The 10,530-nt window shown below is 42.9% G+C and carries 5 protein-coding genes and 1 pseudogene; 2 read left to right on the plus strand and 4 right to left on the minus strand.

What is annotated here, in order from left to right; all coding sequences use genetic code 11:
* Nucleotides 1-26 precede the first annotated feature (26 nt).
* Complete coding sequence (locus QUB10_RS28120) at nucleotides 27-5,555, minus strand: ATP-binding sensor histidine kinase (RefSeq protein WP_333206508.1); 5,529 nt, start codon at nucleotides 5,553-5,555, stop codon at nucleotides 27-29.
* A gap of 373 nt (nucleotides 5,556-5,928) precedes the next feature.
* Here QUB10_RS28120 and QUB10_RS28125 point away from each other — a divergent pair, with 373 nt between their 5' ends.
* Nucleotides 5,929-6,810, plus strand: coding sequence for a Cof-type HAD-IIB family hydrolase (locus tag QUB10_RS28125; RefSeq protein ID WP_333206509.1), 882 nt, complete (start codon nucleotides 5,929-5,931; stop codon nucleotides 6,808-6,810).
* A gap of 814 nt (nucleotides 6,811-7,624) precedes the next feature.
* Nucleotides 7,625-8,872 (plus strand): transposase, encoded by a 1,248-nt coding sequence (locus tag QUB10_RS28130; RefSeq protein WP_333206510.1) that lies wholly within the window; start codon nucleotides 7,625-7,627, stop codon nucleotides 8,870-8,872.
* Between the two features lies 1 nt (nucleotide 8,873).
* On the opposite strand, the gene QUB10_RS28135 is transcribed toward QUB10_RS28130, so the two are convergent.
* From QUB10_RS28135 to QUB10_RS28145, 3 genes and pseudogenes are all read right to left on the minus strand, one after another.
* Complete coding sequence (locus QUB10_RS28135) at nucleotides 8,874-9,764, minus strand: alpha/beta fold hydrolase (RefSeq protein WP_333206512.1); 891 nt, start codon at nucleotides 9,762-9,764, stop codon at nucleotides 8,874-8,876.
* Between the two features lie 152 nt (nucleotides 9,765-9,916).
* A complete protein-coding gene (locus tag QUB10_RS28140; protein WP_333206514.1) occupies nucleotides 9,917-10,222 on the minus strand; it encodes an ISAzo13-like element transposase-related protein in 306 nt (101 codons plus the stop codon).
* Nucleotides 10,223-10,361: 139 nt separating this feature from the next.
* Nucleotides 10,362-10,530: pseudogene (locus QUB10_RS28145) on the minus strand (transposase family protein); the annotation flags it as partial.

Here is a 10,530-nt window from a genome sequence, read left to right on the forward strand (position 1 = left end):
CTTATATCCATGTTGGGGTCTAATAACTAACTGCTCATTTTAGCGGGAAATTCAATCATAAATCTTGTCCCTTTATTTACTTGACTTGTGCAGCTAATTGTGCCTTTTAGTTTTTGAGTAACAAGGTTATAAATAATGTGCAGTCCCAATCCCGTGCCTCCCTGACCTCTTTTGGTGGTAAAAAACGGTTCAAAAATTTTACTGAGATTTTCTGGGTCAATTCCTTTGCCGTTATCGGCATATTCAAATATTAGCCGATCGCCCTCTAGTTTGAAATCAAAAGCCAGAACTCCTTCGTCTTCTCCATCGTAGGCGTGAATTAGGGAATTCAACACCAGATTTGTCACAATTTGACACACTACGCCGGGGTAACTGTCCACAACAATATTTTCATCACACTTAATCTCTATTTTGTGCTTAGTTCTTTTTAGTTTGGCTGTTAAGGATGTCAAAATTTCCTCTAGATAGTTTTTAACATTAAACGTGCGTTTTAACTCGCTCGACTGATCCACAGCTACTTCTTTAAAACTGTGAATCAAGTCGGCCGCCCGCGTGAGGTTAGATAAGATCATATTACTGCTTTGCATCGCGGTATCCAGAAACTTTTCTAACTCGGAACGTTTTATTTGCCCGTTACTGTAAACCTCAAAAAACTTTGTGGCTTTTTCAGCAAGCAGGGAGGCGGCGGTGATGCCGATGCCGATGGGAGTATTGATTTCGTGGGCAACACCTGCAACCAACCCTCCGAGGGCAGCCATTTTTTCCGATTCTACCAGTTTATTTTGAGCCGATTTTAAGTCTGCTAAAGTTTGGGAGAGTTCGGAGGTACGCTGCTGTACTAAATTTTCCAGATTCTGATTGAATTGGTGCAAGTTGGCGTAAAGTTGGGCATTTTTGATGGAGATAGAAATTTGAGAAGACAGCAGTTTTAATATTTCTAACCTGTCTTGGGTAAAAGCGCCTGTAGTCAGATTGTTTTCTAAATATAGAATCCCAGTGAGTTGGCCTTGATTAATTAACGGAGTGCAAAGAATTGATTTAGGTTGAACCGCCATTATATAGGGTGTGCGAGTAAATTGTCCTTCGCGGCTGGCATCGTTTAAAACGATACTTTCCTGGGTGCGGGCGACGTAATTCACAACTGCAACTGCCAGCAAAGTGACTTCTCGCTCGTCTGCTACAAAATCTATCGGAATTGATTGCATGACAGCAACGCGATCGACATCTACAGATCCTGATGCTTCAATCACCCATTGACCCTCTTTTTCGAGTATTAAAAACCCTCGTTGCCCCCCGGCATTTTCAATAACAATTTTCATCATTTTGGCCAGCAGTTTGTCTAGAACTATTTCGCCGGCTAAGGTTTGCGATGCTTTAACTGCGGTAGTCAAGTCTAGCACGCCTGCAGCGTCGTTCGTAGTGGAAGCGCTGCTGGTAGATTTGTGAGTTTCAATATTAGTTGAAATCGAGGCGGAAGTTAGCAAGTGCGAGTATTTCGATTCTAAATGCGCTGCTTTGGCTGTTGCTCCCCAGCGCTGATAGCAATAATGCGCTTCTGTCAAGTAAGTTTTAGAATTTTTTTCTCTTCCTATGGATAGATAAAATGCTCCTGCCAATTCTGCTGCTAGTGCTTGTACTTGTATGTATCCGTTTTCTTCGGCTCCGTCAATTGCGCGATCGTAATATTCCATTGCTCTCACAACATTGCCCAAAACACGCGCTTTTTCTGCCGTAAGTAAGTCGCATTTGTGCTGAAGATTCATGGGCGCATAAAGTGCTTTCTGTTGCAGTTTTTTCCGGTTACTGACAGCGTAAAAAATATGCTCTTCTTGTTCCCCCTCTGTTCCAGAGGGATAGGCGGCTAGGCGGGCTAGAGAATCGTAAAACTGGTATTCAGAAACATTAATAAAGCCTGCTACTCCGTCTAAATATACTTCGGCTTGCGCTGAATTTTCTAGCGCTGTAGCGGTATCTCCAAATAAATAGGCTAGTATTAATTTTTGCAAATAAAAGTGCTGTAGTCCCACCCGATCGTTAGCTTTCAACAGCAGCGACAACAATTGTTCTTCGCTGTATGCTTCACCTAATACCAGGTGTGGACTTTCCAATTTTCCCATCAATTGCAAAATACTTTGCCGATATATTTGATTCCAAGTCAATACAGTTTCTTGCTTGAGTTGAAACAGCAAATGGTTGTAACTTACCATTTTCCGTTCCAGTTGGGGCAATTCTTGACCGATGAAATACAAAGACTGACAAATATTTACGGCTGAATATCCGACAGATTCTAAATCCCCATTTTCTAGCGCGCTTTGATAGGCCTCCTCTAATAGCGGCAAAGAGTCTTTAACGTGATGCTTGCCGTTCATCAAAATGAATGCTACTAAATTAAGCGTTTTGCTTTTGAATTCTAACGCATTTAATCTATCGCTCAAATTTAAAGCTAATTGACCAAAGCGATCGCCCGATTCAATATCTCTAACTATTCCTTTTAAAATTGCTCCGTAATTAGCATAACCGAAGGCGGAAAAAGTAGAGTTTCCGTAATTAATAGATAAATTAACTTGCTCGCACACAATCAGGGGCAGCAGCACAGGTTCAACTATAAATGTAGCTGAAAACATACTGGAAAGCACGCGCATAGTTGCTAATTTGTGCGGATTTGTCATAATCGGCAAGTTAATTAAATCTTCTATTTTTATTTCTGTTAAATAAGCGGCAGTTTTAGCCAGTGCTTGCTGAATGTGGAGGGGAATCGGCGATTCTGGAAAGTTAACTCCTAACATTTTTAGTGCTTCCCGACCAATTTTTACCGATTCTTGGAGTTGGGTTTGCATCGCACAAGCTATGATTCTAATTTCAAACACTTTGATTTTGTCTAGTTCATTTTTTGCGTGTTGCAGGACAATTATCGCCCATTTTTCCATTGGTTCAAAGTCGGTATTTAGGTAAGCAGCTTCTGCTGCTGACTCGTAGAGTGCAAGAGTCAAGTCGTAGTCAGTTTGCCAACTTTCGGAGGGAAGCAGTTGAATACCTGTGGTTAAATATTTGAGGGCAAGTTCGTAAGCTGCACTTGCTTTTGCTTTGCGGCCTGCAATTAAATTTAATTGGCATAATTGAAATTGTTCTAATTGGCTGCTGATGATTTCTTTAGCTGAATTTAGTTGGTTGACGGTATCAAAAATATGTTCTTCTAATTGCTCTGGCGGTGCATTCTTTAGGAAAAAATTGCCTATCTTGAGATGAATCTCTTGTTTGTGATAATCGGATATTAAAGCATAAGCTGCTTGCTGCACTCGCTCATGCAAAAATTTGTAAGTGGCGCTAGGAATATCAGTCACGGGTAAGGAAAATTTATCGGTAAAGTCTCTAGATATTGTGTCTGTTACTTCTGTGCTTGCTGCTAGTGCGATCGGAATTTTGTAGGCGTTATTCACGAGCAAAATCAGACCGGACTGAAGTGCCTCACCGAGGTCTATTGCTGCGGAAGCGAGAGGTTTTTCGGCGATTGTCGAGATAGTTTCTAAATCAAATTTGTTCCCGATACAAGCGGCTAATTTAAGCAGTTCCTGGGTCTTCTTTGAAAGTTTCTGAATGTTATCTATCATTAATTCTACAACATTGTCAGTTATTCCCATTTCTTGTATTTGTTCGATATCCCACTGCCACTCGCCTGTGACATGGCATTTTTTCACAATTTGCTCTGAGAGTGGTTGCGCTAAGCCCGACAGGTTAGGTTCAGCTAGATCGACCACATTATTCGAGGGTGAAAGTTTAAATTCTATCAAACTTTTTGAGGAAAGAAATTTTATTAATTGATTTAAAAAGAATGGATTTCCAGCGGTTTTTCGCCAAAGCAATTCTGCTAAACTTAGGGATTTTTCGGGGGCGCAGTTCAAAGTATCGGCAACGAATTGGTTGACGCTGCTTATATCTAAAGGCGAAAGGGCGATCGCCCTCACAGTCCCGCCTGCTTTTTTAATTGCTTCGGCGGTCAGCATTAGGGGATGATTTGCATCTACTTCCTGATCTCTATAAGCTCCAATTATTAATAAATATTGAGTTCTCAGGTCAGTTGCTAGTAGTTCTATTAACTTGAGAGATGCTGAATCGACCCACTGCAAGTCGTCTAGGAAAATTACTAGGGGATGTTCTTTTTGAGCAAAGACGCGGATGAAGTTTTGAAATACTAAATTAAAGCGATTTTGAGATTCATTTGCTCCTAAATCTGGCACGGGGGGCTGCGGCCCGACAATCAGTTCTACTTCGGGAATAGCTTCAATAATTACTTGGCAGTTGCCGCCGAGTGCTTTTAAAATTTTTTGTTTCCAAACATGAATTTCTGCGGCATTTTCTGTGAATATTTGCCGCAACAAATCTTGAAAAGCTTGGAGCAAAAAAGCGTAGGGAATATCGCGCTTAAATTGCTCAAATTTGCTGTCAATAAAATACCCGTTTTCCCGCCGACTCGGCTTGTAAACTTCATATACTAACGACGATTTGCCCACACCTGCGGCACCAGAAATGAGCACAATTTCTGTATTGCCTCGCCTCATCCGCTGGAAGATACTGAGAAGCATATTAACTTCTACTTCTCGCCCGTAAAATTTTTGGGAAATTTGCAGGTGACTTGACTGATCTTGCTCGCCGAGGGTTATGTGGGAAATTTCGCCTGTAGTTTGCAGTTGAACGAGACAATTTTCCAAGTCGTACAAAAGTCCGAAAGCACTTTGATACCTGTCTTCGGCTGTTTTTGCTAAGAGTTTTATGACGATATCGGAAACGACTTGAGGAATCTCCTTTGTTCCTACTTGATTGATTCTGCCTTCGATGCTTCTGCTTTGTACTTTTTGCTTTCTGTTTTCACAAGGAGAAACTGGCGTTTTGGCAATATGGCAGTGTACTAATTCCATAGGATCGATCGCCTTAAAAGGCAATTCGCCACAAAGCATCTCATAAAAGGTGACGCCTAAAGAATAAAAATCGGTGCGGTAGTCGATCGCCCGATTCATGCGCCCCGTTTGTTCAGGAGACATATAGGCGAGAGTGCCTTCGAGTAAATGGGGATGGCTGGGGGCGGGGTTTTCGCCCGGTAGCAGGGAGGCGATCGCAAAATCAGCAATCTTGACATCTCCAGTCTCGATATTGACAATAATATTGCTGGGTTTAATATCCTTATGGATAATGTGGTGTTCGTGGAGTTGCCCAATAGTTTCTGCTAGTTTGATGCCAATATGCAGAAATTGTTGTAACTCTAGCTGGTTGTTGCTGAGAAAGTCTTTTAGGGAAATACCACCAAAATCTTCTAAAACTAAAACCGGAAAGTGATTGTATGTTTCTATTTTATAAAGCTTGACTATTCCGGGGAAAATCAAATTTTTAAGAATTTCAGATTCGTGCAGCAGTTGGGATATTTGCGCTGGGGTAGGGTATGAGGGTGTGAGAGTTTTGAGGATAACGGGTTTTTGTTCCTCAAGCTGCATCCCTCGATAAATAACTGTGTGAGGGTTTGTATAAAGTTCTCCGTCAATGCGGTATCCCGGAATAGAAATCATGATAGTTGGGGGTAATTTCAAAGAGGCGGTTATACAATTTTAGATTTTAGATTTTAGATTTTAGATTGGGAATGATTGATGATATAAGGGTTTGGAGCGCGGGCTGAGAGTTGCATTCTTTTTGACCACAAGTATTATTAAGTAAGTGAAAATACACATTGCCGGTCGAGTGCGGTTTTTACGGCAGTAAACTGGCTACTATTATAGAGCTTAGCTAAATCCATCCCTAAAGAGTCCTCCTAGATACTTTTTTGGTCGCTTATTTAGTTATCTATATTTTAGTCTTCAAAAAATCCGAAATTGCACTTTGCTATCCCACCAGTGCCAAAATAAACGGGTGCGTGCAAATCAACAGCTAAAATCTAAAAAAATCATGCAGAATATAACTGCCTCAAATCCAGCTAATGCGACCGATCGCGCTTTTGGCACCGCAGACATTCAATTGCTGGTAGTGGATATAGACGGCACGATCGCAGGTTTGTCAAATACCATCCGAGAACCAGTCAAGCAGGCAATTTTGGCGGCCTCGTCGCGGGGAGTGAAAGTAGCCGTCGCTACGGGCAGGATGTACCGATCAGCTTTGCGTTTTCACCGCGACATCGGCTCAACATTGCCACTGATTTGCTACCAGGGCGCATGGATTCAAGATCACGCTACTCAAAAACGGCTGCGGCACTTGCCGCTGTCGAAACAAACTGCTCTGCAACTGTTAGATTATTTTGAAGAACCGCATTTGCGACCGCTGCTTTCGATCCATTTCTACATTGACGACAAACTTTACGTGCCGGAAATTACCGCAGCTACCCGAATTTATGCAGAACGATCGGGCATTGAACCAATGGTGATTAAAGATTTGCGGCGAGATCTTCCGGGGGAACCGACGAAAGTTTTGGCTTTGTGCGAGAATCCGGGCGTACTCGACGGCTTGCTCAGCAGTATGCGGCAGCGCTACACGCCTGCGGAGCTTTATTTGACTCGATCCGTTGCTACTTTTTTTGAAGCTACGCATCCTTTGGCGAATAAGGGAGATGCCGTGCAGTATTTAGCGGAGGAACTTTTGGGTTTGCAGGCGGCGAATGTGATGGCGATCGGCGACAATTTTAATGATGTGGAAATGATTACCTACGCGGGCGTGGGCGTGGCAATGGGCAATGCTCCTGATGGCGTGAAGGTTTTTGCTAATTGGGTAGCGCCGGATGTGGAGGAAGACGGGGTGGCTGCTGCGATCGAACAATTTGTTTTGGGCGATCGTTGATATTTGTAGCACAAATAACGCAGGGGCGGGTTTGCCAACATCTAGAAAAAATCTAGATAAACCCGCCCCGACCCAGCGACAATTGATTATTATATAACTCTCTAGTTTTGAGTTCTATCCAATCCAGTTTTGATGATAAAAAAAATCCACAATTTCGGATTTTTTGAGATTAAGTCCCGTCAATTACTTTGTTTGCAACATCCGAATATTTATTTAACGAACCGCGAAGACGCTAACAACGCATTCGGCGAAGCCGTTCCCGTTCCCCGCAGGGGTTCCCGAAGGGTAGGGTAGGAAGAAATGAAGAAAGCGGGGCGGGCTTACAGATCTTCTGGATGTGAATTATAGATAATTTCAAACTCTTAAAAATGGGTTCCCACAGAAAAAGCACCGACGACTGGCCGTGTTTCGTCTCGGTGCTTCTTCTGGTTCGCTCCTCACACGTCCATCAATATAGCTGACTCAGTAAATTGTGTCAATACTTTTTCCAAAAATTGTTTTTTGAGTCGGCTGCTGCGGGGGTGCTGGTGCGGTGGAGCGAGGCTGAACCTTTGTAATGCAGGGGTTTTTGTCGATCGCCCTCTCCCTTGCCTTCACCAGAAAAATTTTACCTATAACAGCAAGAAAGCTCACACTGTACCTGTACCCAGCAGGTCAGTGTTGAGATGAATTGCGCGTGAGTTGACGACAGTCCTCTGACAATGCGATAGCTTTCGTTCGAGGACAGGTCGGAAACGAGCCAAATATTTGTTGTGAGTTGACATATTTTTAATTTCTGTTACCATCAATATGTAAACACGGTAAGGTCGATGCCATGTACAGAGCAGTGAAAATCAGAATTTATCCTACCGACGAGCAGGAATCCTACTTGGCTCAATGTTTTGGCAATACTCGATGGTTGTGGAATTATATGCTCAATGCCACTACTACCGCGTATAAAGAAACTAGGAAAGGTCTTTCTAAAGCTGCGATGGACAAGTTGCTTCCTGGTTTGAAAAAGGAATATGAATGGTTAGGACTGGCTTATAGTCAGGTCTTACAACGAGTAACATTCAATCTTTCAAGCGCGTTTGTAAACTTTTTTGAGGGACGCGCTAAATTTCCTAGATTCAAATCTAAACATGGTAAGCAATCGATTCAATATCCCCAAAATGTGAAACTAATACCACAGGATTCTGTAATCAAGTTTCCTGGGAACTTGGGGTTAATGAAAACCGTGTTTCACCAAGACCTTCCTGATGCTAAATTCACGACTGTAACAATATCGAGAAACGCAGATGGTAGGTACTATGCTTCTATTCTTTTTAACCAAGAAGATACCCCCGCCGTCGCACTTAGAGAAGCTATCGGTGTTGATTTGGGGTTGAAAAACTTTGCTATAACTTCAGAGGGTTCAAAATACGACCTACCTAAGAAGCAATTGGCTAAGTTAGAAAGGAATAGAAAACGCAAACAAAAGAAATTAGCTAGAAAGACGGATAAAACCTCTAACAAGCGTCGCAAGGCTAAACTTTTAGTTGCCAAAGTCTCTAGCAAAGTAGCTAGAGTAAGAGAAGACTTTTTACACAAGCTATCTCGCAAAATAGCCTACGAAAACCAAGTTATTTGTGTAGAGGATTTGGCAGTTAAGAATCTGGTTAAAAATCCCAACTTGGCAAAAGCAATATCAGACCAAGGATGGGGAATTTTTCTAACTATGCTCAAGTACAAAGCCGAAAGATTTGGTCACACCTACCAAGAAATAGGGCGGTTTTTCCCATCTTCTCAACTTTGTAGCGAGACTCTACTACCCATCCCAATACTGCAAAAAGGATATGATTCATTGGGTGTAAGACTTGTAGATTGTCCTCACTGTCAAAAGCGGCATGATAGAGACATCAACGCTGCAATAAATATTAAAAACGAAGGCTTGCGAGTTTTGGCGTTAGGAACTAGCGCTTCTGCCCTTGGAGGGGAGGTAAGACCAAAGCCATCAGGACGTAAAAAATCCATGAAGGCTGAGGCAATCCCCGTTGAATTGGGAAGCCCACACCCTATCTGTACTCAGATGGGTGTTGGGTAGTTCACTTCACTTCCAGCAGCCAGTCCAAAATCAGAGCGTTGACTTCACTCGGCCGCTCGTCGTGGGGACAGTGGCCTGTGTTGGGAATGGAAACAAATTTCACTGGTTTATCGTTGGCGGCCAATTGTTGATAAATTTGGCTGCCGGCGATGGGCGTCCAAGGGTCGTCTGCGCCCCAAAGTACCAATAACGGACGATCGACTTTGGGCAGCAGTTCTGACGGTTGAGGGCCTGCTGGGGCCGTGAGAATCGAGGCAAACACCTGTTGAGCTCCTGGTTCGCAGGAGGGGGCGTGGAGGAGTTCTACGAGTTCGTCGGTGATGGCTTCGCGGTTCCCGTAGACTTGGCGCAGGGTGTTGCGGATGCGGTGTTTTTGGCGGATGTTGTTGAAGACAAAGGGGCCGATCAGGGGCGATCGAACTAATTTAGTAAAAGTCCCCATCACTACTCGCAGCGGGAAATTCAGTTCATCTGGCCGGTGGTTGAGCCCGCCAGCACAGTTGATTAAGACACCGCCTGCTGATATTTCGGGATGGTTGGCGACTACCATCAAACTCAGCAAAGCGCCGATCGAATTCCCGACAAATACAGCCGGTTCCTGTACCAGATCCGCCCAGAAATCAGTCAGCAATTCTTCCCACAATTCCAGAGTGTAATCGAGGGCTGGTTTGGCGGAAGCACCGAATCCCAGCAAGTCCAGAGCAAATACGCGATAGCCGCCGGCCGCTAGTGGGGGGATATTTTGCCGCCAATGTCCGATCGAAGCCCCAAATCCGTGAATCAAGATCAGAGGGCGGCCGGTTCCTTGGACGGTATATTGGATTTTGTGACCTTTCCAAGTCCAAATTAGCTTTTCAAAACTGGTTGCAGATACTAGCTGTTGTGCAGTCACGGCTCTTAATGTAAATTTTCGTTAACTTCTTTCATCATAGCAGCACAATCCCTCTACAGGCGGCGCCGGAGCAACGCCACACACGAACATTCAACTCTTGAGAAGGATGGAAGATATCACATTAAATCAGGAATGAAAAATTAATAACTTGATTAATGAGTGAGTTGAGGTACGGCTCGATAATTCCATTTGGATAAATATTCATCAAAAACAATTTTCAGATTTTTTTGGAAATCCTCAGTCACCTTTCTACCAATTTTATAGATTTTATCTACCACATTTACAACTACAGACAGACCCTGGTTAGTGTGAGTTTTTTCCTGATAGTTTTGACTAAATCTACACTTGTAAAAATCACTCCTTGACAAGCTCTGGTAATATGAGGGAAGAGCAGGGGGAACGCATCTTATTGAACACTGTTCATCAGTGGTGAGTATATTTTGAGATAAATTCACCATTCAAAGAAGCTACAGACACGCTTTGTAATGACTTTAGTAAGAAAACAGTAACTGATTAATGGTGGCTTTTACGCTTCTGCTAATTTTGAGACAATAAAAATATTACAACTACTGTTTACAAGTTGTATAATAGTTAGTAAGGTATGCCATTCGGCAATTCTAAAATTTTCTTTAACCATTCGTATTGAACTGCGCCCGTAACTTTCAATATCCACCCATGTATCAGCACCACAAATCACGGCACAAATTGAGAGGGTGATAATATCAATTAATTGATGATGTTTCGTCCGCTCAATTCTTGGATCTTC

It is taken from the genome of Microcoleus sp. B5-D4, assembly GCF_036705145.1.
Lineage (GTDB): Bacteria > Cyanobacteriota > Cyanobacteriia > Cyanobacteriales > Microcoleaceae > Microcoleus.